Source organism: Micrococcus sp. TCR-5, from assembly GCF_052220525.1.
Lineage (GTDB): Bacteria > Actinomycetota > Actinomycetes > Actinomycetales > Micrococcaceae > Micrococcus > Micrococcus luteus.
The window spans coordinates 33,755-56,376 of sequence record NZ_JBQPDO010000005.1 but is presented as its reverse complement, the minus strand read 5'-3'; the positions used below and the strand labels follow the sequence as shown (position 1 = coordinate 56,376).

Sequence of the window (22,622 nt, the reverse complement as noted above, 5' to 3'; positions counted from 1 at the left end):
GCCATGAGCGCCTTCGAGACCGTCGATGTGAACGAGATCCCCGCCGATGCAACCATCCTGGACGTCCGCGAGGACGACGAGTGGGCCCTGGGCCGCGCCGCCGGCGCCCAGCACATCCCGCTGGGCCAGCTGCCGGACCGGCTCGAGGAGCTGGACCCGGACACGGACTACTACCTGATCTGCCGCACCGGCGGCCGCTCCGCCCGCGCCGCCGAGTTCATGACCGGCCGCGGCTACTCGGCCATCAACGTGGCCGGCGGCTCCGGCGCGTGGCTCGAGGCCGGCAAGCCGATGGAGGCCGACGGCGACGCCGAGCCCACCGTCAAGTGACGGGGACGGGCTCCGCTGACGCGACGCCGTCGCGCCTGCGCTACGCCTTCCTCGGCCCGGCCGGCACCTTCACCGAGGCCGCCCTGCGCAAGGTGGCGGACCCGGCCGAGGCCGAGTTCGTGTCTGCGGGCTCCGTGCTGAGCGCCGTGGCGGCGCTGCGCAGGGGGGAGGTGGACCGCGCGGTCGTCCCCATCGAGAACTCGGTGGAGGGCGGCGTCTCCGCCACCGTGGACGAGATCGCCCTCGGGGAGACGCTGCAGATCCTCGCGGAGGTGCACGTGCCCATCAGCTTCGTGCTCGTGGGCCGGCCCGGCGTTGCGATCGAGGACGTGCGGCGCGTGACCACGCACCCCCACGCCTGGGCGCAGGTGCGCGGCTGGGCCGAGACGGCGCTGCCGGGTGTGGATTTCACGCCCGCCCCGTCGACGGCGGCCGGGGCCGGCCTCGTGGCCCAGGGCGACTTCGACGCCGCCGTGTGCGCCCCGCTCGTGGCCGAGCAGACCGGGTTGCCGGTGCTCGCCGAGCGGATCGAGGACGTGCCGGGCGCCGTGACGCGCTTCGTGCTGCTCTCCCGGCCGACGGCCCTGCCCGCGCCCACGGGAGCGGACAAGACCACGCTGGTGGTGCCGCTGCCGGAGGACCGGCCCGGCGCCCTCGGGCAGATCCTGGCCGAGTTCACCACGCGCGGGGTGAACCTCTCCCGCATCGAGTCCCGGCCGACCGGCGAGGGCATCGGGCGGTACTTCTTCTCCCTCGACCTCGAGGGCCACCTGGCGGAGGCCCGCGTGGGTGATGCGCTCGCGGCCCTGTACCGGGAGTACCCCGACCTGCGGTTCCTGGGCTCCTACGCCCAGGCCGAGCCCGTGCCCACGAGGGTGCCGGCCGAGTTCACCGACGCCGCGTATCGCTCCGGCCGCGCCTGGGTGGAGTCCCTCCGCTCCCGCTGAGGCGGTGCAGCACTTTCGTTCGGGAAACGGCGGGCCCAGGGCCACTTTCGTTCGGGAAACGGCGGCCCCCGAGGGACTTTCGTTGACGAAACGGGACGATCACCACGACGACGGGCCGTCGTCGTGCTTCCCGTCCGCGCGTCGCCCCGGCGCCCGTTTCCCGAACGAAAGCGCTGGGGAAGCCGCCGTTTCCCGAACGAAAGTGCTGGGGAAGCCGCCGTTTCCCGAACGAAAACGGTGGGGAAGCCGCCGTTTCCCGAACGAAAGCGGGGACGGGGGGTCAGATGTGCGGGGCCGGTTCCGGGACGGGGGCGGCGGCGGAGACGCCGTCGTCGCGGACGGAGGCGTCGTCCTCGGCCACGAGCATCACGACGAGCGAGTCCGGCTGCACGCGGGCGTCGAGGGCGGTGATGACCCCGGTGGCGTCGCCGTCGAGCTGGGAGGGCATCGGCTCGGCGAACTCCACCTTCACGCGCTGCGCCTGCTCCGTGTGCATCACGGGGATGGAGCTGCGAGACCGGGTCACGGTCTTCACGGCGATCCGCGCCCAGTCGAGCGCGTGCCGGGGCGAGAGGACCATGACGTCGAGGAGGCCGTCGTCGAGCTTGGCCTGGGGCAGCAGCTCGACGCCGCCCGTGAGCATCCCGCAGTTGGCCACCATCACGGTGCGCACCTTGAACCGGCGGGGCTGACCGCCGTCGAGGGCCACGGTCACCTCGTGCCGCTTGCCGCGCAGGTGCCGTATGCCGGCCTCGCTGTAGGCCAGCCAGCCGGCCAGATCCTTCAGCTCATCCTTGGTGTCGCCCATGATGTCCGCGTCGTAGCCGGCGCCACCGATCACGGTGAAGGTCTGCCGGGTGACGCGCCCGTCCTCGTGCGTGAAGCGGACGTCCACGGTGTCGATGCGTCGCTGCCGGCCTCCCACGGCGATCCGCAGGCATTGCTCGACGTCGTTGATCGGCAGGTCCAGGTTGCGGGCCAGCAGGTTCCCGGTGCCCAGCGGCACCACGCCGAGGGCGACGTCGGTGCCGGCCAGCTGCTCGGCCACGGTGCGGACCGTGCCGTCGCCGCCCGCGGCGATCACGAGCCGGGCACCGGCGTCGAGGGCCTGCCGCGCCATGGCGGTGCCGGGGTCGTCCTCCTGCGTCTCGAGCACGAGCACCTCGCCGAGGCCCTCCGCCGCCGCGAGCCGCTCGAGCTCGCGCCGCACCCGGTCCGCGTGCGTCTTGATGGGGTTCAGCACCAGCGCGACCTCGTGGCGGCCCGTGCCGATGCCGGGCACCTCCTCCAGCCGGCGCTGCACGCCGCCCACCCGCGCGTCGAGGGCGTCCACCAGGAGACGCGTCCGTTGGTGCTGCACGCCGAGGCGGACCTGGCGCACCGCCAGCACCACCACGACGACGGCCAGCACGGCCAGGAGGACCAGGGCGGCCAGCGCCATCCACCACTCGGGAGTCATGCCCTGAGTCTAGGCGTCGGCCCCGCCCGCTAGGTGTAAGAGGTCATGACGTTGTTGACTCGGGCCGGGGCCAACGAGGCCGGAGGGGCGTCCCCGCAGGAGGTATGAGGCCGATGGTAGTTGTAGTGGTTCACCCACACTGCCAACGCCTCACGCCGGGCCGTCTCTGAGGAGTACGGGCGGGCGTAGAGGACCTCATCGACCATCAGACGGTTGTAGCGTTCGACCTTCCCGTTATGGCGGGGCGTGTAGGGCCGGATCCGGTGGTGCCGGCCCCCGAGCGAGACCACCTTGGCGGTGAAGTCCACGGCCCGGTAGTTGTTCCCGTTGTCCGTGACCACCCGGTCCACGGTGATGCCGTGGGCGGCGAAGAACGCCCGCGCCCGGCAGTAGAAGCTCACGGTCGTGGCCGCCCGCTCGTCCTCCAACGCTTCGGTGTAGGCCAGCCGGGTGAACCCGTCGATCGCCGAGTGCAGATAGGTGTAGCCGACCCGCCGGCCTGCACCACGCTTGGAAGCACGGCCTGCTTCACTGTCACGTCCGTGAGCACGCCAGCCGCCCCCGTCGGGGATGCGCCCGATTTTCTTCACGTCCAGGTGCACCATGTGCCCCGGTCCCCTCGCGGTGATCCTCCGGGCCGGCTGCCGGCGGAGGTCTTCTCCGGCTGGGGTCAGGTCCCGTAGGCGGGAGATCCCGAGTCGGTGCAGCCACCGTCCCACGGTACGAAGACACACCCGGTGGCCCTCGGAGGCGAGGTGGTGATGGATGCGCCGTGCGGACCACTTGCGCTCCCGCCGCAGGGCGTGGATCTGGGCGACCAGGACCGGATCGAGCTGGGCAGGTGAACGGCGCGGCCGGCTGGGCCGGTCGAGCAGCCCGGCCTCGCCCTCGGCGCGGTAGCGGGCCACCCAGGTGGCCACCGTGGGGCGGCTGACGCGGAACTCGGCGGCCACGTGCGCCTGCGGGATCCCGTCGTGCAGGTGGCGGTGGACCATGCGCAGCCGGCCGGTCGGGGTCAGGGGTGCGTTAGCGTGAGTCATGAGTGGGTCTCTTCTGGCAGGTGGGTGGTGTAGGAACTTCCATCCTGCCGGGCGGGGCCCGCTCGTCTCATCTCAGCCCGTACCCCGTGGCAAGAACCTCATGACCCACAACAGCTAGGCTGGCGCACGTGATCGACGTCAAGGACCTCATCGAGCAGCCCGAGAAGTACCGCGCCTCCCAGGAGGCCCGCGGGGAGGACGCGTCCCTCGTGGACCGCGTGGTCGAGGCAGACGCGGCCCGCCGCTCGTCCATCGCGGGCTTCGAGCAGCTGCGCGCGGAGCAGAAGGCCTTCGGCAAGCGTGTCGCCCAGGCGAAGGGCGAGGAGAAGCAGGCCCTGCTGGCCGAGGTGAAGGACCTGGCCGCGCGCGTGAAGGAGGCCGAGTCGGCCGCCGGCGCCGCCGAGGCCCGCCTCGCGGAGCTGCAGCGCGCCTTCCCGAACCTGATCGTCGACGGCGTCCCGGCCGGCGGCGAGGACGACTTCGTGGTCCTCAAGGAGGTCGGCACCCCGCGCGACTTCGCCGCCGAGGGCTTCGAGCCGCGCGACCACCTCGAGCTCGGCGAGCTGCTCGGGGCGATCGACATGGAGCGCGGCGCGAAGGTGTCCGGCGCCCGGTTCAGCTTCCTCAAGGGCGTGGGCGCGCGTCTCGAGCTCGCCCTGATGCAGCTGGGCCTGGACCTGGCCCTGGAGAACGGCTTCGTGCCGGTCATCCCGCCCACCCTGGTGCGCCCGGAGACCATGCAGGGCACCGGCTTCGACGTCGAGCATGACGACGAGATCTACCGCCTGGAGCGCGACGACCTGTATCTCGTGGGCACCTCCGAGGTGGCCCTGGCCGGCTACCACGCGGACGAGATCATGGACGTGAGCGCCCCCGTCCGGTACGCCGGCTGGTCCACGTGCTACCGGCGTGAGGCGGGCTCGGCGGGCAAGGACACCCGCGGCATCATCCGCGTGCACCAGTTCAACAAGCTGGAGATGTTCATCTACGCCGCACAGGAGGACGCGGAGGCGGAGCACGAGCGCCTGCTGGCGTGGGAGGAGCGGATGCTGGGCGCCATCGAGGTGCCGTACCGCGTGATCGACATCGCCGCCGGCGACCTCGGCCTCTCCGCCGCCCGCAAGTTCGACTGCGAGGCATGGGTCCCCACGCAGGGCACCTATCGCGAGCTGACGTCCACCTCGAACTGCACCACGTTCCAGGCCCGCCGCCTCAACATCCGCGAGCGGGTCCGCACGGAGGACGGCTCCAAGGGCGGCACCCGCATGGTGGCCACGCTCAACGGCACCCTGGCCACCACCCGCTGGATCGTGGCGATCCTGGAGAACCACCAGAACGCGGACGGCTCGGTCACCGTGCCCGCCGCGCTGCGCCCCTACCTCGGCGGGATGGAGCGCTTCGAGCTGGTCTGAGCGGACGACGTCGTCCCCCGGCGGCGTCGGCCGCCTCGCCCGCCTGCCCCGCGGCGCCCCTGCGGCGCCCCCGCCGTTCACCCGCGCGTCGCCGTCGTGTCCGGGCCGTGTGGTTGGGTGGGGGTCATGACGAAGAAGCTCGTGTGCCTGGACGTGGACGGAACGATCGTGGACCATGACGGCCATCTGCATGAGCCCGTGCGCGCGGCCGTGCGGGCCGTGCTGGACGCCGGGCACCACGTGGTCATCGCGACGGGCCGCTCCCGCGCGGCCACCCTGCCCGTGGCCCGCTCCCTGGGGATCGGCGCCGGCTTCATGGTGTGCTCCAACGGCGGTGTCACGCTGCGCCTGGACCCCGAGCTGGAGGAGGGCTACGAGGTCACGGACCTGCGCACCTTCGACCCGCGCTCGGTCCTGACCCAGCTGCGCCACCGCCTGCCCAGCGCCAAGTACGCGCTCGAGCTGCCGGACGGCACCTTCCGCTCCACCGAGCGGTTCCAGGACATGTCCTTCGGCGTGGCCGCGGAGGGCGTCACGTTCGAGGAGCTCATGGACACCACGGCCGTGCGCCTCGTGGTGTTCTCCACGGACTCCTCCGCCGAGGAGTTCGGCCGTGCGGTGGAGGGCATCGGTCTGTCCGGCGTGACCTACTCCGTGGGCTGGACGGCGTGGCTCGATGTCGCCGCGGCGGGCGTGACCAAGGCGTCCGGGCTCGAGGCGCTGCGCACCGTGCTGAAGGTGGCCCCCGAGGACACCGTGGCCGTGGGCGACGGCCGCAACGACATCGAGATGCTGCGCTGGGCCGGCCGCGGCGTGGCCATGGGCCAGGCCGTGGAGGAGGTCGTGGCCGCCGCGGACGAGGTCACCGGGCACGTGGACGAGCACGGGCTCGCCACGGTGCTGCGCTCGCTCCTCGAGGAGCCGGCCGCGGTCTGAGCGGCGCGACCGGCCCGGGCCGCCGGGTCAGCCCCCCGCCAGCGTGAGCAGGCGCGCGGCGGCGGGGCGGCAGGCGTGCTCCTCGTTCCAGTAGGAGCGCTGCACCGCCTGTGAGACCGCCTGCGCCGTGATCCCGAGCGCGGCGGCCGCCGGCTTCTGCTGGCCGCGCACCCCGGGCACCAGCAGGTCCAGCACCGCCCACTCGGCGTCGGTCCGGGACCACACGAGCTGCCCGACGAGTCGCAGCACGGCCTCGGCCTCGGCGGCCGCCTCCTCGTCCCGGCCGCGCACGGCCAACGGGATCCGCGCGGTGGACACGGCCGCCGCCTCCACGGCCCGCCGCGCCGCCGCGAGACCGGGCCCGCCGGCGTCGTGCAGGTCCCCGGAGGCGGGCGCGCCCGCCGCACCGTCCGCGTGCGTCACCGTCCCGACGCCGACCCCCACGTTCCAGCGGCGCTGCCGCAGGGCGCGCAGCGCCACGTCCACGGCGACGCGCGGGTCCTCGACGGCGCCGATCAGCTCGTCGCCCACGGCGCGCTGGAACGGGAGCACGACGGCGTCGCCGAGCCCCGGCACGTCCTGGAGGGCGCGCAGGAACGTGTCCACGCGGTCGCCGGCGTCGAGGGTGTCCCGCTGGTTGATGGTGAGCACGAACATGGTCGTCGATTCTGCCAGCCCGCAGACGACGCCGGCCGCCCACCCCGAGGGGTGAGCGGCCGGCGTCGCGCGTGGGCGGTGCGGGGGTCAGCGGCCCTGGGGCTCGTCGGTCTCCTCGCCCTCCTCGGTGGCCGGCTGCGCCTCCTCGGTGTCCACCTCGCGGCCCTGGGGCTCGTCGGTCGGGGACTCCTCGCCCTCGGCGTTGAAGCGCTGGATGGAGGCCTCGAGCTCGGCCTCGGCCGCCGCGCGGCCCTCCCAGCCCTCGGCCTTGACCCACTTGCCCGGCTCCAGGTCCTTGTAGCGGGTGAAGAAGTGCTCGATCTCCTGCTTGAGGGACTCCTCCACGTGCTCGAGCTCGGTGATGTGGTCGTAGCGCTTGTCCGCCGGGACGCACAGCAGCTTGGCGTCGCCGCCGCCGTCGTCGGTCATGTTGAACACGCCGATCGGGCGGGCCTCGACGACGCAGCCCGGCACCAGGTCGAAGCCCGGCAGGTACACGAGGGCGTCCAGCGGGTCGCCGTCCTCGCCGAGGGTGTTCTCGAAGTAGCCGTAGTGCGTGGGGTACTGCATGGAGGTGAAGAGCACGCGGTCCAGGCGCAGGCGGCCGGTCTCGTGGTCGAACTCGTACTTCACGCGGGAGCCCGCGGGGATCTCGATGGTGACGTCGTGCGCCATGACTCTCCTTCGCACAGAGGGTGGGGTGTCCGGGCGGCGCGGCGCCGCCCGGCGGTGCTGCCGTCAGCCTACCGGGGGCGTCCGTCATGATGGACGCATGGGACAGGTGGACACGGGGCGCGCTGGGCGTCGGGATCGACGCACGGAACACCGCCGGAGCCGCTCGCTCCCCGCCGTCCTCCTGGCCGCGCTCACGGCCGCCCTGGTCGCCTGCGGGCCCGTGACCGCACCGACGGCCCCGTCGAGCGCGCCCGCCTCGTCGACGACCGCCGAGCCGACGTCGTCGTCCCCGTCCGCCGGCCCCACCGCGGCCCAGGTGGCGGCCGCCGTCGAGCCGGGGCTGGAGACGTCCCCGGGCACGGTCTCCGCCGAGTTCCGCGACCTGGCCACCGGCGAGGTGCTCTACGCGCGGGACGCGGACGAGCCCGTGGCCCCCGCGTCCTCGCTCAAGGTGCTCGCCGCCGCGGCCATCGTCTCCGCCCTGGGTCCTGAGACGACCCTGCAGACCACCGTGGTGGCCCAGCCCACCGCGGACGGCGCGGCCACCGAGCTGGTGCTCGTGGGCGGCGGCGACGTGCTGCTGGGCACGGGCGCCTCGGACTCGAAACACGTCTCCGGCCGCGCGGGCCTGCGCACCCTCGCGGAGCGGACCGTGGCCGGACTCGTCGAGGACGGCGTCACCGGGCAGGTGGTGGTCAGCACGGACCTGCGGCTCTTCACCGACCGCAAGGCCCTGAACCCGCGCTGGACGCCGGACATCCCGGAGAGCGGCAACGTCGCGCCGGTGCAGCCGCTGGCCACCTACGGCGGTCGCGAGGCCCCCGGCACCGGGGAGGACCGCATCGAGGCCCCGGCGCAGTTCGCCGCGCTCACCTTCCAGGCCGCCCTCGACGACGCGGTGGCCGCCTCCGGTGCCGACCTCGAGGTGGGTCTGCGGGACACGATCCCGGCCACCGAGGTGCCGCGCGCCACGGTCCTCGCCGCCGCCCCCGTCGCGGCCGTGGAGTCCGCGCCCGTGGGGGAGCAGGTCGCGTACCTGCTGGCCCACTCGGAGAACCAGGTGGTCGAGGCCCTGGCCCACGCGGCCGCGCCCGCCGCCGACCTGCCCGCCACCCACGAGGGTGCCGCGCAGCTGCTGACGGCCACCGCCGAGGACCTCGGCGTGGACACCGCCGGGATGGCGCTCGTGGACTCCTCCGGACTCTCCCCGGACAACCGGGTCAGCGCGGGCCAGCTGGCCGGCGTCGTGGCCGGGGTGGCCCGCACGCCCGCCCTGGGCACCGTGCTGGAGGGCCTGCCGCGGCCCGGCGAGGACTCCACCCTGGGCGACCGGTTCCCGGATGCCCCCGCGCGGCAGGCCGTGGCCGCGAAGACCGGCACGCTCGACCAGACGGTCTCCCTCACCGGCACCGTCACCACGACGTCCGGGCGGGTCCTCGCGTTCAGCATCATCTGCTCGGATCTGCAGTGGAAGTTGGAGCCCGCGCGCGCGGCGGTCGATGAGGCCGTCAGCGCCGTCGCCGGGCTCTGATCCGAGGTCCGGGCCCTGTGATCTGATGGAGCCCATGAGCGACCACCACGCGACCGACCGCCCTCGCGCCGCGGACGCCGAGCCGGGCGCCCCCGCCGAGCCGGCCCCCGCCGTCGCCCACCCGGTGGACTGGGCCTTCGCGGCACGGACCGCACGGTCCCTCGCCGCCGCCGGCCCCCGGTTCACGCCGCGGGAGGCGACGCGCGAGGCGGAGGGCCTGCGCGCCGCCGCGGAGGCCGCCGTGCCGCACGTCCACCGCCTGACCGGGCTCGAGGCGGCCCGGGACCTGCGCGACTCGCAGGTGCTCGTGGTGGACCGCCCCACCTGGTCGCGCGCCGCCACGCAGTCCTTCGCCACGCTGCTGGACCCCACGTTCGCGCACCTGCGGGACACCCGGCCCCGCGAGCACGCCGCCGCCACCACCCGCGTCACCCGGCACGCCACCGCCCTGGAGATGGGAGGGATCCTCGCGTGGATGTCCGGGAAGATCCTCGGCCAGTACGACCCGTTCATCGCGCTGCCCGGCCCCGGGGGGACGGCGGCCGGTCCCGCCGGCGGACGCCTGCTGCTCGTGGCCCCGAACGTCGCGCAGGTGCGCGCGGAGATCAACGTCGACCCGGCGGACTTCCGCCTCTGGGTGTGCCTGCACGAGCAGACCCACCGCGTGCAGTTCGCTGCCGCGCCCTGGCTGCGCGAGCACCTGCGGGCCGAGATCACCGCGCTCACCGTCGGCCTGTTCGACAGGGCCGAGTCCCTGCCCGAGCGCCTGCGCACCGCGCTCGCGGCGGCGAACCCGCTGGGTCGGGAGGCCGACGCCGGCCGGACCGGGACACGGGACGGACACGACGCGCAGGACGCGGCCCCGGCCCGACCCGCGCCGGGCCTGCTCGGGGCGATCCAGGACGAGGAGGACCGGGAGCGCCTGTCCCGGCTGACGGCCGTGATGTCCCTGCTCGAGGGGCACGCGAACGTGGTGATGGACGGCGTCGACTCCTCCGTCGTGTCGTCCGTCAAGACCATCCGCCGTCGCTTCGACGAGCGCGGCGACCGCCGGTCGCCCCTGGACCGCATGCTCCGCCGCCTGCTGGGCATGGACGCCAAGATGGCCCAGTACCGCGACGGTCAGAGGTTCGTGGCCGCCGCCGTGGCCGAGCTCGGCATGGCCGGGTTCAACGTGGTCTGGGACGCCCCCGAGCTGCTGCCGAGCGAGGCCGAGCTCCACGCCCCCGAGACGTGGGTGGCGCGCATCCGTGCCCAGGCCTGAGGCGCGGGACCCGGGGCCGACGCCGGCGGGCGGGGCCGGCGGCCTGCCCGCGGTCGGCGCATGGCCGCCGCGCACCCGCTGGCCCGAGCCCCTGCACCGGGCCGTCGCGGCGGTGCGGGAGGCCCTCGCGGGCGACGGGTCCTGTCGCGCGGATGCCGGGCCGGGCCGGGCGGGGAATCGCCCCCGCGGGCTCGTCGCCCTCTCCGGCGGCGCCGACTCCCTCGCGCTCGCCGTGGCCTGCGCCGTCCTCGTGGGCACCCGGGACGGTGCGCGGCTCGGCCCGATCGGCGCGGCCGTGGTGGACCACGGGCTGCAGTCGGGCAGCGACGCGGTGGCGGCGGCCGCCGCCGACGTCGCCCGCATCCTCGGCCTGACCCCGGTCACCGTCACGCGGGTCGAGGTGGCCCGCACCGGCGACGGCCCGGAGGCCGACGCCCGGCGTGCCCGCCGGGTGGCCCTCGCCGCCGCCGCCCGAGACGCGGGGCAGGGCGCCGCCGCCCCGGGGGCGGGCGCCGCCGTCGTCCTCACCGCCCACACCGCCGACGACCAGGCCGAACAGGTCCTCCTCGGGCTCGCGCGCGGGTCCGGCACGCGGTCCCTCGCGGGGATCCCGGCGCGTGGGACGCTGCCGGGCGGGGCCGCCGTCGTCCGACCCCTGCTGGGCCTGGCCCGCGCGGACACCGAGGCGATCTGCCGCTGGGCCGGGCTGACCTGGTTCGAGGACCCGCACAACCGCGATCCCGCGCTGCTGCGCTCGCGGGTCCGCACCCGCGTGCTGCCCGCGCTCGAGGACCCCGACGCCGGCCTCGGCCCCGGCGTGCGGGTCGGGCTGGTGCGCACCGCGGCCATCGCGGCCGAGGACGCCGCGGCCCTCGACGCATGGGCCGGCGACGAGGTCACCCGGCTGCGCGTCGACCCGCCCGCCGGGGACCCGCGCGTCGTCTCCCTGGACCTGGACGCCCTGGCCGCGCTGCCCGCCGCCGTGCGCCACCGCGTGATCGCGCGCGCCGCCCGCGCCGCGGGAGGGCAGGCCCCGCCCCGCGAACGGATCCTCGCGGTGGACGCCCTCGTGACGGGCGCCCGCGCGGGGGGCACGTCGGCCGGTCCGGTGGAGCTGCCCGGCGGGGTGGCCGTGCATCGGGCGTGTGCCAGACTGGACCTCATCCCCTGCCTGCCCGGTCCCTGACTGCGGCCCGGCCCGGCATTCCCGCACGAGCACTCACCAGGAGCGGCGCATGGACGCACAGGATGTCCAGAACGACCTCAGCCACGTCCTCATGTCCCGCGAGGACGTGCAGGACACGATCACGGACCTGGCCCGCCAGATCGACCGCGACTACGCGGACAAGGACCTGCTCATCGTCGCCGTGCTCAAGGGCGCGGTGATGGTGGTCGCCGACCTCACCCGCGCCCTGCACTCCCACGTGGAGCTGGACTTCATGGCGGTCTCCTCCTACGGCTCCGGCACCAAGTCCTCCGGCGTGGTCCGCATCCTCAAGGACCTCGACGCGGACCTCACGGGCCGGCACGTGCTGATCGTCGAGGACATCATCGACTCCGGCCTGACCCTGTCCTGGCTCAAGGCCAACCTGGAGTCCCGCGGCCCGGCCTCGGTCGAGATCTGCACCCTGCTGCGCAAGCCGGAGGCCATGAAGGTGGACATCGACGTGAAGTACGTCGGGCGGGACATCCCCAACGAGTTCGTGGTGGGCTACGGCCTGGACTACGCGGAGAAGTACCGCAACCTGGACTTCGTGGGCACGCTCGCCCCGCACGTGTACAGCTGACCGGGGGCCCGGCGTGGCCCGGCGTGGCCGACCTGTCACGCGTGGTGTCGCTCTGATGCCGGATCTCCGCCCCATTCCGACTCCTTGCGTGACAGGCCGCCGGCGTCCCCGAGGTGACGGCGCACCTCCACGATCACGCGCGTGAATCCGCGGCGAGCGTCGGAGGAGGACACGGTGATGTTCCGGTAGCCCCGTCGCTCGAAGGCCGCGTTGCGCTGCACGTCGCGGTCGATCTGGCGATCCGCGCCGTGGTGGCCGCCGTCGTAGTGCAGGGCCACTCTCGCCTGCGGATAGCCCAGGTCCGCCGTCGCGGGGTGGTGCAGGGAGAACTCCGGGTCCCAGACCTCGAGCTGCAGTGCGGGCTCGGGGAGCCCGGCGGCCGTCAGCGCGAGCCGGAGCCGCGTCTCCTTCGGCGAGTGCGCCCCCACCCGGACCAGCGTGGCGGCGGTGCGGAGCCGTCGTCGCCGGTTGTGCGCGGACGGGCTGGTCTCGGCCGCCTGGGTCAGGGCCGCCCGGGTCCGCTCGGCAGCGTCGGGACCGCCGGACAGTTCCGCCCGGCGGACGAGATGGTCGCCGAGGATGACGAGCTCGTCGTCGTCGAGCAGGGCCGCGAGGTCGACCCAGAGACGGGGCGGGGCGGTGACGTACCAGGCCAGACCGCCGATCCGCACGCGCTCCACGTCCGCGGGCGGGAGCGCCGTCCGGTGGGAGGTGACGCCGGGGAGGGCGAGGCGGCCACGGTCCCGCGGGCGGCTCACGTGGACCTCGTCCCCCGCGTCCAGTCGCTCCGGCAGCCAGATCTCACGGGCGCGGGCCGCGGTCTGGTGCGACACCACCGTGGTGGCGCGGTGCCGGGCGAGTCGCAGCAGGAGCTCGTGTTGGGTGGCCGAGAGCGGGGTGCTCCACCGGTAGGGGGAGGAGCCGGCCGCGGGGCGCTCGACGGCGGCCGGGGCGGCCTCACGCCGGCGGTAGAGGCCCCGGGCGAGGCGTTCGACGTCGGAGCGACGCAGCCGGTTGTGGTCGATGCCGGCGGCCCTCGCCTGCGCGGCGGTGAAGGGGCCGTCCAGCAAGGACGCGGGAAGCGGGGTGGGGCGACGCATGGTGCCAGCCTGGCGCGGTGGGGCGGGCGGCGTCCTGGGCCGCCGTCGGCCTGGGGAGGAGTTCGGGTGCGCGGGGGTCTGTGCAGGCGGGGACGCAGGGGCGTGGCCGCAGCGCCGGCGACCTGTCACGCGAGCGGTCGCTCTGAGGTGCGATCCACGCGCCATTCCGACCCCTCGCATTCCCGGTGGGTGCCAGGACGGTGCTGGCCGACGTCGGCGCCGGCTGACCGCCCGCGCCCTGTCCACCTGACGCGAACAGTCAGCGGACACCCGGGCGGGGCCGGTACCGTGGAGGCTTGACCCGGGCGCGACGTCGGCCCTGCGCCGGCCCCGGCTGCACGGCGGCCGCCCCGGGGAGCCCGGCCCCCGCGGCAGACCAGGAGACACTCGGACCGTGAAGAAGCTGTTCAACAAGCCCTACGTCTGGATCCTGCTGGGCCTGCTGGTCCTCGCCGTCGCGATCCCGCTGACCACGTCACAGAGCGGCCGCACCATGGTGGACACCAACGTGGGCATGGCCCTGCTGAAGGACGACAAGGCCGCGCAGGCCCGCGTGGTGGACGGGGACCAGCGCGTGGACCTCACCCTGCGTGAGCCCTACAAGCAGGACGACCGGGACCTCGGCAAGGAGGTCTACTTCTACTTCGCCACCGCGCGCGCCACGGACGTGGTCACCGCGGTGGACGACTCGGCCCTGGACGGCTACACGGACGAGCCGGTGCGGAGCAACTGGTTCCTCTCGCTGCTCGGCTTCATGGTTCCGTTCCTGCTCATCGCACTGCTGTTCTGGTTCCTGATGTCCCGCATGCAGGGCGGCGGTGGCAAGGTCATGCAGTTCGGCAAGTCCCGCGCCAAGCTGATCAACAAGGACAACCCGGACGTGCTGTTCAAGGACGTCGCGGGCGCGGACGAGGCCGTGGAGGAGCTCCAGGAGATCAAGGAGTTCCTCACCGTGCCGGACCGCTTCCGCGCCGTGGGCGCCAAGATCCCCAAGGGCGTGCTGCTCTACGGCCCGCCCGGCACGGGCAAGACCCTCCTCGCCAAGGCCGTGGCCGGTGAGGCCGGCGTGCCGTTCTACTCGATCTCCGGCTCGGACTTCGTGGAGATGTTCGTGGGCGTCGGCGCCTCGCGCGTGCGCGACCTCTTCGAGCAGGCCAAGTCCAACGCCCCCGCCATCATCTTCGTGGACGAGATCGACGCCGTCGGCCGGCACCGCGGCGCAGGCATCGGCGGCGGCAACGACGAGCGCGAGCAGACCCTGAACCAGATGCTCGTGGAGATGGACGGCTTCGACGCCTCCACGAACGTCATCATGATCGCCGCGACCAACCGCCCGGACGTCCTGGACCCGGCGCTGCTGCGCCCGGGCCGCTTCGACCGCCAGATCCCCGTGGACGCCCCGGACCTCGAGGGCCGTGCCAGGATCCTCGAGGTGCACGCGCAGGGCAAGCCGATCGCGCTGGACGTGGACCTGCGCTCCCTGGCCAAGCGCACCCCCGGCTACACGGGTGCGGACCTGGCCAACGTGATCAACGAGGCCGCGCTGCTCACGGCGCGCTCGAACAACAACGTGATCGACAATCACGCCCTGGACGAGGCCGTGGACCGCGTGATGGCCGGCCCGCAGAAGCGCAGCCGCCTGATGAACGAGCACGAGCGCAAGGTCACCGCCTACCACGAGGGCGGCCACGCGCTCGTCGCGGCCGGGCTGCGCAACTCCGCCCCGGTCACCAAGATCACGATCCTGCCCCGCGGCCGCGCCCTGGGCTACACGATGGTGGTCCCGGAGGACGACAAGTACTCCGTCACTCGCAACGAGCTCCTGGACCAGCTCGCGTACGCCATGGGCGGGCGCGTGGCGGAGGAGATCGTGTTCAAGGACCCGTCCACGGGCGCCGCGAACGACATCCAGAAGGCCACGGACACGGCCCGCAAGATGGTCACCGAGTACGGCATGTCCGCCAAGGTGGGCGCCGTCAAGCTCGGCGGCGGCAGCTCCGAGCCCTTCGTGGGCGGTGCCCCCGGCGGCTCCTCCCGCGAGTACTCCGAGGAGCTCGCGTACCTGGTGGACGCCGAGGTCCGCACCCTGCTGGACCAGGCCCACGCCGAGGCCCACTGGGTGCTCACGGAGAACCGGGACGTCCTGGACCGGCTGGCCTACGAGCTGCTCGAGAAGGAGACGCTCACCCAGGAGGCCATCGCCGCCATCTTCGCGGACGTGCGCAAGCGGCCCGAGCGCGGCGTGTGGCTGGCCTCGGACGACCGGCTCCCGCAGGACATCCCGCCCGTCCTCTCCCCCTCCGAGCGCCGCTCGCGCCACGACGGCGGGGAGCAGACCCCCGTCGGCGTCGAGGGCACCACGGTGCCGGTGCGTCCGGAGGGTGCGCCGCCGTCGTCGCTGGGCGGGGACGCGACCGGCCCCGGCCTGCCGCCGCACGGCGGTCCGAGCAACACGCCGGGCCCCGGCGAGGGACCGACCTTTTGACCGCGCAGGAGACCCGCATGACAGCCCACACCCCCGACGACGCCGTCCCCGGCACGTTCGACCCGGACTCGACCGCGGTCGACCGGCCGCGCATCGAGGCGGCGGTGCGGGAGATCCTGCTGGCGATCGGTGAGGACCCGGACCGCGAGGGCCTGGCGGACACCCCGGCGCGAGTGGCCAAGGCGTACGCGGAGTTCTTCGCGGGCCTGCACCAGAGCCCGGACCAGGTGCTCGGCACCACGTTCGACATCGCGCACGAGGAGCTCGTGCTCGTGAAGGACATCCCGTTCTACTCGACGTGCGAGCACCACCTGGTGCCGTTCCACGGCACCGCGCACATCGGTTACATCCCCTCCGCCGAGGGCCGCGTGACGGGGCTGTCCAAGCTGGCCCGCCTCGTGGAGCTGTACGCGCGGCGTCCGCAGGTCCAGGAGCGGCTGACCACGCAGGTGGTGGAGGCGCTCATGGAGCACCTGGCCCCGCGCGGGGCGATCGTGGTGGTGGAGGCCGAGCACATGTGCATGTCCATGCGCGGCGTGCGCAAGCCGGGCGCGAAGACCGTCACCTCGGCGGTGCGCGGCCAGCTGCGGGATCCGTCCACGCGCTCCGAGGCGATGAGCCTCATCATGCACGGCTGAGGACCACCGACGGCGGAGGAGGACACGTGGACGAGAGCATCGACGCGGCGGCGCGGGAGGCGAACCGCGCCCTGCTGGGGCGGCTGCCCGCGGGCCGGACCCTGGTCATGGGCATCCTCAACGTCACCCCTGACTCGTTCTCGGACGGCGGGGAGCACGCCACCGTCCGCGCGGCCGTCGAGCACGCCCGGCGCATGGTCGCGGACGGCGCGGACATCGTGGACGTGGGCGGGGAGTCCACCCGCCCCGGGGCCCGCGCCGTGCCGCCGGCCGAGGAGCAGGAGCGCATCCTGCCCGTGATCGAGGCGCTGCTGGCCGAGGACGTCGTCCTCTCCGTGGACACGCGCCACACCGCCACCGCCCGGGCTGCCCTGGCGCTGGGGCCGGTGATCGTCAACGACGTCTCCGGCCTCGCCCACGAGCCGGATATGCCGGCGCTGATCGCCGCGTCGGGCGCGCCGTACATCCTCATGCACAACCGCGGGAACCCGCAGACCATGGACGGGCTGGCCGTCTACGAGGACACCGTCCCGGACGTCGTGTGCGAGCTGCGGGACGTGGCCGGCCGCTTCCTCGCCGCGGGCGTCGAGCCCGCGCAGCTGATCGTCGACCCGGGCCTGGGCTTCGCGAAGGCCGGCGAGCAGAACTGGGAGCTGCTGCGCGGCCTCGAGTGGCTCCGCGCCATGGGCCACCCGGTGCTCGTCGCCGCCTCGCGCAAGCGGTTCCTGGGCACGCTGCTGGCGGACGACGACGGCACCCCGGCCCCGCCCGCCGCGCGCGACGCCGCCACCGCGGCCATCTCCGCCCTCGCCGCCGCCCAGGGCGCGTGGGGCGTGCGCGTGCACGACGTGCGCGCCAGCGCCGACGCCGTCCGCGCCGCCGCCGCCTGGGTCGGGGCGCACGCCCCGGGTGAGCCCGTCTCCGAGGACGTGCTGCCGTGAGCGCCCGGGACCGCATCCGCCTGGCCGGGCTGTCCGCCGTCGGGCACCACGGGGTCTTCGACCACGAGCGCCGGGACGGGCAGCCGTTCGTCACGGACGTCGTCCTCCACCTCGACGCCGGCCCCGCCGCGGCCGGCGACGACCTCGCCCGCACCGCCAACTACGCCGAGGTCGCGGACACGGTGGTCCGCCTGGTCACCGGGGAGCCGGTGGACCTGATCGAGACCCTCGCCGACCGGATCGCCCGCGCCGTCCTCGCCGAGCAGCCCGTGGTGACCGCCGTCGAGGTCACCGTGCACAAGCCGCAGGCGCCCATCCCGCACGACTTCGCGGACGCCGCCGTCACCGTGCACCGCACCCGGGAGGACCTCGCGTGAGCACCGTCGACTGGTCGCACCCGGCCGAGGGCCCCGCGCCCATCCCCGAGCTGGGCGCCCGCCCGGACGCGCCCGTCGCGGCCGTGCTGGCCCTCGGCGCCAACCTGCGCGAGCCCGCGCAGACGCTCGACGCCGCCGTCGCCGCCCTGTCCGCGCTGCCGCACATCACGGACGTCCGGGCCTCGCCCCGGGCCGTCACCACACCCGTGGGCGGGCCGCCGGGCCAGCCCGACTACCTCAACCAGGTGGTCACGCTGCGCACGGACCTCGCGCCGTGGGAGCTGCTCGCGGTGGCGCACCGGCTCGAGCAGGACCACCATCGGCGGCGTGAGGTCCGCTGGGGCGCGCGCACCCTGGACGTGGACGTGATCGCCTACGGAGACGTGCGCAGCGACCACCCGGACCTCACCCTGCCGCACCCCCGCGCGGCCGAGCGGGCCTTCGTGCTGCTGCCGTGGCTGTGGCTCGACGCGGACGCCACGCTCGCCGGCACGCCCGTCGCCGACCTCGCCGCCGTCGCCGCGGACGCCCCCGGGGTGCGCCGTCAGGAGCCCGAGCGGCACCGGCTGCTGGCCGGCACCGACGACGTCGCCCCGCTCCGCCCGGCACGCCCGGACGCCCTCGGGAGGGAGGCCACGTGATCGCGCTGCGCTCCGGGTGGACCCTGCTCGTGGTGCTGATGGCCGCCGTGCTCGGCTGGCTGGCCGGGCTCGCCGCGCCGTCCCTGGGCTGGCCGGCGCCCGTGGTGGGCCGCGGCGGCCTGATCACCGTGGCCGCGGTCTCCGTGCTGTGCCTCGCGCTGGGCTGGCGGGTGCGCCGCGACCGGGAGAAGCCCGCCGCCGCGCGGATGGACCCGCTCGCCGCGGCCCGCACCCTCGTGCTCGGCCAGGCCTCCGGCTTCGCGGGAGCGGCCCTCGGCGGGTGGCACGCCGGGGTGGCGGTGCAGGTGCTGCTGCGGGCCGGCGTGGAGGCACCGACCGTGCGGGAGGCCGCCCTGCAGGCCGTCGGCGGTCTCGTCCTGCTGGTGGTGGGGCTGATCGTCGAACGGTGGTGCCGGATCCCGCCTGAGGAGGATGCGCCCGAGGGCGGTCGTGGGCAGGATGGGTCCCCGGGCCGACCGGCCCGTCCCGAGACGGAAGGAGGGTATGCCCGTGCCCGGCATTGACCTGAGCGGCGTGGCCTTCACGCCGGCCTCGCCGCGGCTGGCGACGGTGAAGCTCATCGCCACGACCATCGGCCACCTGATCTGGCTCGCCGCGTTCTCCGTGCCGCTGATCCTCAAGCTCACCGGCCCGTGGGCGGGGATGGCCGCGTGGGTCGCGTGGGGGCTGCCGGCCGTCGTCGTCGTGTCCTGGATCGTGGACCTGATCCTGATCCCGCGGCGCGTGCGCGCGATGGGCTGGGCCGAGCGCGAGGACGACGTCCTGTGGCGCGAGGGCATCCTGTTCCGCAGCGTGCACGCGGTGCCGTACGGCCGCCTGCAGTACGTGGACGTGTCGGACGGTCCGCTGCTGCGCCGGGTCGGGCTGCAGACCCTCACCCTGAAGACCGCCGCCGCGGGCGGGGACGTCACCCTGGAGGGCGTGCCCCGCGAGAGGGCCGAGGAGCTGCGCGAGGTCCTCATGGCGCGCGGCCAGGCGCGGCTGGCGGGCCTGTGAGCGCGGCCGCCCCGCCCCCCGCCGACGACGCCGGCTGGGTCCGCGTCCACCCCGCCTCGCCCTGGGTGCGGGGCTGGACCTTCCTGCTGCTGATCCTGTTCTTCGCGGGCCGCAACGCGGTGGAGGACTTCGCGGCGGGCCGGCTCAGCGGGGAGGACGCCCCGGGCGGCGGCGACGGCAGCCTGCTCGTGGCCGGCGGCATCCTGCTGGGGGCTACCCTGCTGATCAGCCTCGTGTTCTTCTTCTCCTGGTGGTTCACTCGGTTCCGCTGCGGGGAGGACCGGATCGAGCTGCGCCAGGGCTGGCTCTTCCGCAGCCGGCGGCAGATGCGCTACGACCGCATCCAGGCGGTGGACCTGCAGCACCCCCTCGTGGCCCGGCTGCTCGGGCTGGCCACGGTGAAGGTCGAGGCGGCCGACGGCGGCGAGTCCGCGCTCGAGCTGTCCTTCCTGCGCCGCGCCGAGGCCGAAGCGGTGCGCCGGGAGATCCTGGACCGCGCGTCGGGGGTGCTCGGGGGAGCCGGGGCGGACGCGTCCGCCCCGGAGCGCGCGGCCGAGCCCGGCCTCCCCGACGCCGATCCCGACGCCGTGGACGCGGACGCCGGCGAACTCATGCTGCAGGTGCCCGCGGGGCGGCTCCTCGGCTCCGTCCTGCTCTCCGGAGGCGTGCTGGGGGTGCTGGCCGGGTCCCTGATCTGGCTGGGCGGTCTCGCCCTCGTGGTCGCGCTGCTGCCCGAGGCGGTGCTGGACGAGGGGGAGACCCTGACCGGGATCGGCGCGGCCGCGTCCCTGCCCGCCCTATTCTCCGTGGCCGGCGTCGCGTGGTCCCGGCTGAACGCCGGCTGGGGCTTCCAGGTGCGCCGCTCACCGGACGGGCTGCGACTGCGGCATGGGCTCACCGAGACCACCCACCAGACCGTCCCGCCGGGGCGGGTGCAGGGGGTGACCGTCTCCCAGCCCCTGTTCTGGCGGCCCTTCGGCTGGTATCGGGTGAACATGGCGGTGGCCGGGTACCTGCAGGAGTCCGACGGCGCCCGGGACGTCGCGCTGCCCGTCGGCCCGTGGGAGGACGTGCTCCGCGTCCTCACGGTCGTGGCCCCGGACCCGGGCCTGGACGGCGATCCGCGCGCCGCGCAGGGGCTGACCCCCGCCGGGCTCATGCACCTCGGCGTGCACGGCACCGGCACGGAGGGCGGCTTCCAGCACGTGCCGCGGCGCGGCAGGTGGTGGTTCAACTGGTTCGCCTGGCGGCGGACCGGCTTCACGACGACGCGGTCCCTGCTGGTGGTGCGCAGCGGCTGGTTGAACCGCCGGCTGCAGACCCTCCAGCACGAGCGCATGCAGGCGGCCGAGCTGGCGCAGGGCCCGGTGCAGCGACGCCTGGGCCTGGCCACGGTGCGCGTGTGGGTCGCGGGGGCGAACGCCGTGGTCCGCGACCTCGACGAGGACGTGGCCGTGGACCTGTACGCCCGGGAGGCCCGGCACGCGGCCGTCTCGCGTCGCCTCGCCGACCGCGACCAGTGGATGCGCCCCGAGGAGCTGGCCCGCTTCGAGCAGCGCACGCGCGAGGTCGCGGCCACCGAGGTGGGCCGCCGCGAACTGGCCCGGGCCGGCGTCGTCGGCGGCGCCGTCGTCGGGGAGGAGAGCGGGGCGCACGTCCCCGCCGTGCGCGGCGAGGAGGAGCGATGACCGGCGGACTCGACCTGAGCCTGGACCCGCATGACCCGGCGCAGCGGCCCGGGCGGCTGGGCGTCGGCGTGGTGAGCGCGGGTCGAGTGGGGGCCGTGCTGGGCTCGGCGCTGCGGGCTGCGGGCCACACGATCACGGGCGTGCACGCCGTCTCCGAGGCCTCGCGGGACCGCGCGGAGATGCTCCTGCCGGGCGTGCCCGTCCTGGAGATCCCCGAGATCCTGCGCCGCTCCGAGATGGTCGTCTTCGCCGTCCCGGACGACGCGCTGGGCGAGCTCGTGGCCGGCCTGGCCGCCGCGGGCCACGTGCAGACCGGCCACCTGCTCGTGCACACCTCCGGCCGCTACGGGGTGGGGGTGATGGAGCCGGTGCGCGCGCACGGGGCGATCCCCCTGGCGATCCACCCGGCCATGACGTTCACGGGGCTGAGCCTCGACGTCGCCCGGCTGCAGGACTGCGTGTTCGGCGTGACCGCGGACCCCGTGGTGCTGCCCGTGGCCCAGGCGCTCGTGGTGGAGATGGGCGGCGAGCCCGTGGTCGTGAAGGAGGCCGACCGGGCGGCCTACCACCTGGCGCTGTCCCACGGGTCGAACCACCTGGTGACGCTGACGGCGCAGGCCCGTCAGATCCTCGAGACGATCGGGGTGGCCGACCCGGAGCGGGTGCTGCGCTCGCTCATGACCGCCGCGCTGGAGAACGCGCTCACCGACGGCGACGGCGCCCTCACCGGCCCCGTGGCCCGCGGCGACGTCGACACGCTGCGGACCCACCGTGAGACCCTCGGCGAGCTCGAGGCCGGGGGACTGTCGGCGGACGTGCGGGCCGTGTGGGAGACCCTCGCCCGCGCGACGACCGACCGCGCCGAGACCCGCGGCGCCCTGCGCGCGGACACGGCGGCGCGGCTGCGCGAGGTCCTCGACGACTCCGACGACCCCCACGACGACTGATCGACCCCCGCCGCCCCCGCTTTCGTTCGGGAAACGGCGGGTCCCGGGCCGTTTTCGTTCGGGAAACGGCGGGCCCCGAGCCGTTTTCGTTCGGGAAACGGCGGGTCCGGCGGCGTTCGCGTCGCTGGGACGAGACCCCGGGACCGCGCCCCGGCCGTCAGAGGCGCCCGTCGCGGATCGCGGCGACGACGCCGTCTGCCGCGTCCTCGATCTGCCGGTACATCTCCTCGAACTGCGGCCGCGGATACCCGTACGGATCGGGGACCTCGCGCACCCCGGCGCGGTCCGCATCCGACGCGAACTCGCCCATCAGGTGGATCCGGTCCCGCTGCTCGTCCGTGGTCGCGAGCCGCCGCGCGTCGGCGAGGTTGGCCTCGTCCATCACCAGGATCAGGTCGGCGTCGTCCACGAGGTCGGCGGACAGCTGCACCCCCACCGTCGGGAACTCGTAGCCCAGTTCCCCGCCGACCTCGCGGGTGAGGTGATGCGGCCGGGCGCCCACGTGCTCGTCGGACGTGCCGGCGGAGGTGACCTCGACGTCGTCGAGACCGGCCTCCGCGAGCTTGCGGTTCAGCACGGCCTCGGCGGCGGGCGAGCGGCAGATGTTCCCCAGGCAGACGGTCATGATGCGCATGGGGCCAGTGTCTCAAGTCCGGGCGGGGGCGGCGGACGACGACGGTCCGCACGCTCGCCTCGTCGCTGGCGGCGCGACGTCGGTTGCGTCCACGAGTGCTCCCGCTGGGGGATCAG

At 74.7% G+C, this 22,622-nt stretch carries 23 protein-coding genes; 17 read left to right on the top strand and 6 right to left on the bottom strand.

What is annotated here, in order from left to right; translation table 11 throughout:
- Window positions 1-3 precede the first annotated feature (3 nt).
- Window positions 4-330 carry a rhodanese-like domain-containing protein gene (locus ACTSKS_RS04440; RefSeq protein ID WP_002858251.1) on the top strand — a complete coding sequence of 109 codons (327 nt, stop codon included), beginning with the start codon at window positions 4-6 and terminating at the stop codon, window positions 328-330.
- On the top strand, window positions 327-1,277 hold the full coding sequence (pheA, locus tag ACTSKS_RS04435; protein WP_010079683.1) for a prephenate dehydratase: 951 nt from the start codon (window positions 327-329) through the stop codon (window positions 1,275-1,277). Before ACTSKS_RS04440 ends, pheA begins: the two co-directional genes overlap by 4 nt.
- A 280-nt stretch (window positions 1,278-1,557) precedes the next feature.
- On the opposite strand, the gene ACTSKS_RS04430 is transcribed toward pheA, so the two are convergent.
- Both ACTSKS_RS04430 and ACTSKS_RS04425 read right to left on the bottom strand, forming a co-directional pair.
- Window positions 1,558-2,736: a diacylglycerol/lipid kinase family protein gene (locus ACTSKS_RS04430; RefSeq protein ID WP_041103508.1), complete on the bottom strand. Its 1,179-nt coding sequence runs from the start codon at window positions 2,734-2,736 to the stop codon at window positions 1,558-1,560.
- A 29-nt stretch (window positions 2,737-2,765) separates the two neighbouring features.
- The gene (locus tag ACTSKS_RS04425) at window positions 2,766-3,776 is read right to left on the bottom strand and encodes an IS481 family transposase (protein WP_173150628.1); all 1,011 of its coding nucleotides are present in this window, start codon (window positions 3,774-3,776) and stop codon (window positions 2,766-2,768) included.
- 128 nt (window positions 3,777-3,904) lie between these two features.
- On the opposite strand from ACTSKS_RS04425, the gene serS reads away from it, so the two are divergent.
- Window positions 3,905-5,188, top strand: coding sequence for a serine--tRNA ligase (gene serS, locus ACTSKS_RS04420; RefSeq protein ID WP_002858254.1), 1,284 nt, complete (start codon window positions 3,905-3,907; stop codon window positions 5,186-5,188).
- Between the two features lie 126 nt (window positions 5,189-5,314).
- Window positions 5,315-6,124: an HAD family hydrolase gene (locus ACTSKS_RS04415; RefSeq protein WP_041104662.1), complete on the top strand. Its 810-nt coding sequence runs from the start codon at window positions 5,315-5,317 to the stop codon at window positions 6,122-6,124.
- 27 nt (window positions 6,125-6,151) lie between these two features.
- On the opposite strand, the gene ACTSKS_RS04410 is transcribed toward ACTSKS_RS04415, so the two are convergent.
- Together ACTSKS_RS04410 and ACTSKS_RS04405 are read right to left on the bottom strand one after the other, a co-directional pair.
- A complete protein-coding gene (locus tag ACTSKS_RS04410; RefSeq protein WP_041104661.1) occupies window positions 6,152-6,781 on the bottom strand; it encodes a hypothetical protein in 630 nt (209 codons plus the stop codon).
- 87 nt (window positions 6,782-6,868) lie between these two features.
- Window positions 6,869-7,456 (bottom strand): inorganic diphosphatase, encoded by a 588-nt coding sequence (locus ACTSKS_RS04405; RefSeq protein WP_041104660.1) that lies wholly within the window; start codon window positions 7,454-7,456, stop codon window positions 6,869-6,871.
- Window positions 7,457-7,676: 220 nt separating this feature from the next.
- Between ACTSKS_RS04405 and dacB the strand changes: the two genes are divergently transcribed.
- From dacB to hpt, 4 genes are read left to right on the top strand one after another with little or no spacing between them, the layout of a single operon-like run.
- Entirely contained in the window at window positions 7,677-8,987 is a 1,311-nt protein-coding gene (dacB, locus tag ACTSKS_RS04400; protein WP_231862044.1) for a D-alanyl-D-alanine carboxypeptidase/D-alanyl-D-alanine endopeptidase, read from the top strand.
- 34 nt (window positions 8,988-9,021) lie between these two features.
- A complete protein-coding gene (locus ACTSKS_RS04395) occupies window positions 9,022-10,251 on the top strand; it encodes a zinc-dependent metalloprotease (protein WP_036380812.1) in 1,230 nt (409 codons plus the stop codon).
- The gene (tilS, locus tag ACTSKS_RS04390) at window positions 10,238-11,437 is read left to right on the top strand and encodes a tRNA lysidine(34) synthetase TilS (RefSeq protein WP_036380815.1); all 1,200 of its coding nucleotides are present in this window, start codon (window positions 10,238-10,240) and stop codon (window positions 11,435-11,437) included. The genes ACTSKS_RS04395 and tilS overlap by 14 nt, the downstream gene beginning before the upstream one ends.
- A gap of 49 nt (window positions 11,438-11,486) precedes the next feature.
- On the top strand, window positions 11,487-12,038 hold the full coding sequence (gene hpt / locus ACTSKS_RS04385) for a hypoxanthine phosphoribosyltransferase (protein WP_020625288.1): 552 nt from the start codon (window positions 11,487-11,489) through the stop codon (window positions 12,036-12,038).
- 35 nt (window positions 12,039-12,073) lie between these two features.
- Here hpt and ACTSKS_RS04380 read toward each other — a convergent pair whose 3' ends face one another.
- Complete coding sequence (locus ACTSKS_RS04380; RefSeq protein WP_036316222.1) at window positions 12,074-13,138, bottom strand: type IV toxin-antitoxin system AbiEi family antitoxin domain-containing protein; 1,065 nt, start codon at window positions 13,136-13,138, stop codon at window positions 12,074-12,076.
- A gap of 394 nt (window positions 13,139-13,532) precedes the next feature.
- On the opposite strand from ACTSKS_RS04380, the gene ftsH reads away from it, so the two are divergent.
- From ftsH to ACTSKS_RS04335, 9 genes are read left to right on the top strand one after another with little or no spacing between them, the layout of a single operon-like run.
- Window positions 13,533-15,623, top strand: a complete 2,091-nt coding sequence (gene ftsH, locus ACTSKS_RS04375) for an ATP-dependent zinc metalloprotease FtsH (protein WP_170747910.1) — start codon at window positions 13,533-13,535, stop codon at window positions 15,621-15,623.
- Between the two features lie 17 nt (window positions 15,624-15,640).
- Window positions 15,641-16,261, top strand: coding sequence for a GTP cyclohydrolase I FolE (gene folE, locus ACTSKS_RS04370; protein ID WP_020625291.1), 621 nt, complete (start codon window positions 15,641-15,643; stop codon window positions 16,259-16,261).
- Between the two features lie 26 nt (window positions 16,262-16,287).
- Window positions 16,288-17,202, top strand: a complete 915-nt coding sequence (gene folP / locus ACTSKS_RS04365) for a dihydropteroate synthase (RefSeq protein WP_020625292.1) — start codon at window positions 16,288-16,290, stop codon at window positions 17,200-17,202.
- Window positions 17,199-17,579, top strand: coding sequence for a dihydroneopterin aldolase (folB, locus tag ACTSKS_RS04360; RefSeq protein WP_044659875.1), 381 nt, complete (start codon window positions 17,199-17,201; stop codon window positions 17,577-17,579). Before folP ends, folB begins: the two co-directional genes overlap by 4 nt.
- Window positions 17,576-18,220, top strand: coding sequence for a 2-amino-4-hydroxy-6-hydroxymethyldihydropteridine diphosphokinase (gene folK, locus ACTSKS_RS04355; RefSeq protein WP_020625294.1), 645 nt, complete (start codon window positions 17,576-17,578; stop codon window positions 18,218-18,220). Before folB ends, folK begins: the two co-directional genes overlap by 4 nt.
- Window positions 18,217-18,744: a DUF3180 domain-containing protein gene (locus ACTSKS_RS04350; RefSeq protein ID WP_060974197.1), complete on the top strand. Its 528-nt coding sequence runs from the start codon at window positions 18,217-18,219 to the stop codon at window positions 18,742-18,744. The genes folK and ACTSKS_RS04350 overlap by 4 nt, the downstream gene beginning before the upstream one ends.
- Window positions 18,725-19,237, top strand: coding sequence for a PH domain-containing protein (locus ACTSKS_RS04345; protein WP_020625296.1), 513 nt, complete (start codon window positions 18,725-18,727; stop codon window positions 19,235-19,237). The genes ACTSKS_RS04350 and ACTSKS_RS04345 overlap by 20 nt, the downstream gene beginning before the upstream one ends.
- On the top strand, window positions 19,234-20,925 hold the full coding sequence (locus tag ACTSKS_RS04340; protein WP_442927312.1) for a PH domain-containing protein: 1,692 nt from the start codon (window positions 19,234-19,236) through the stop codon (window positions 20,923-20,925). Before ACTSKS_RS04345 ends, ACTSKS_RS04340 begins: the two co-directional genes overlap by 4 nt.
- The gene (locus ACTSKS_RS04335; protein ID WP_020625298.1) at window positions 20,922-21,872 is read left to right on the top strand and encodes a Rossmann-like and DUF2520 domain-containing protein; all 951 of its coding nucleotides are present in this window, start codon (window positions 20,922-20,924) and stop codon (window positions 21,870-21,872) included. Before ACTSKS_RS04340 ends, ACTSKS_RS04335 begins: the two co-directional genes overlap by 4 nt.
- 157 nt (window positions 21,873-22,029) lie before the next feature.
- On the opposite strand, the gene ACTSKS_RS04330 is transcribed toward ACTSKS_RS04335, so the two are convergent.
- Window positions 22,030-22,506: a low molecular weight protein-tyrosine-phosphatase gene (locus ACTSKS_RS04330; protein WP_020625299.1), complete on the bottom strand. Its 477-nt coding sequence runs from the start codon at window positions 22,504-22,506 to the stop codon at window positions 22,030-22,032.
- Window positions 22,507-22,622: the final 116 nt, after the last annotated feature.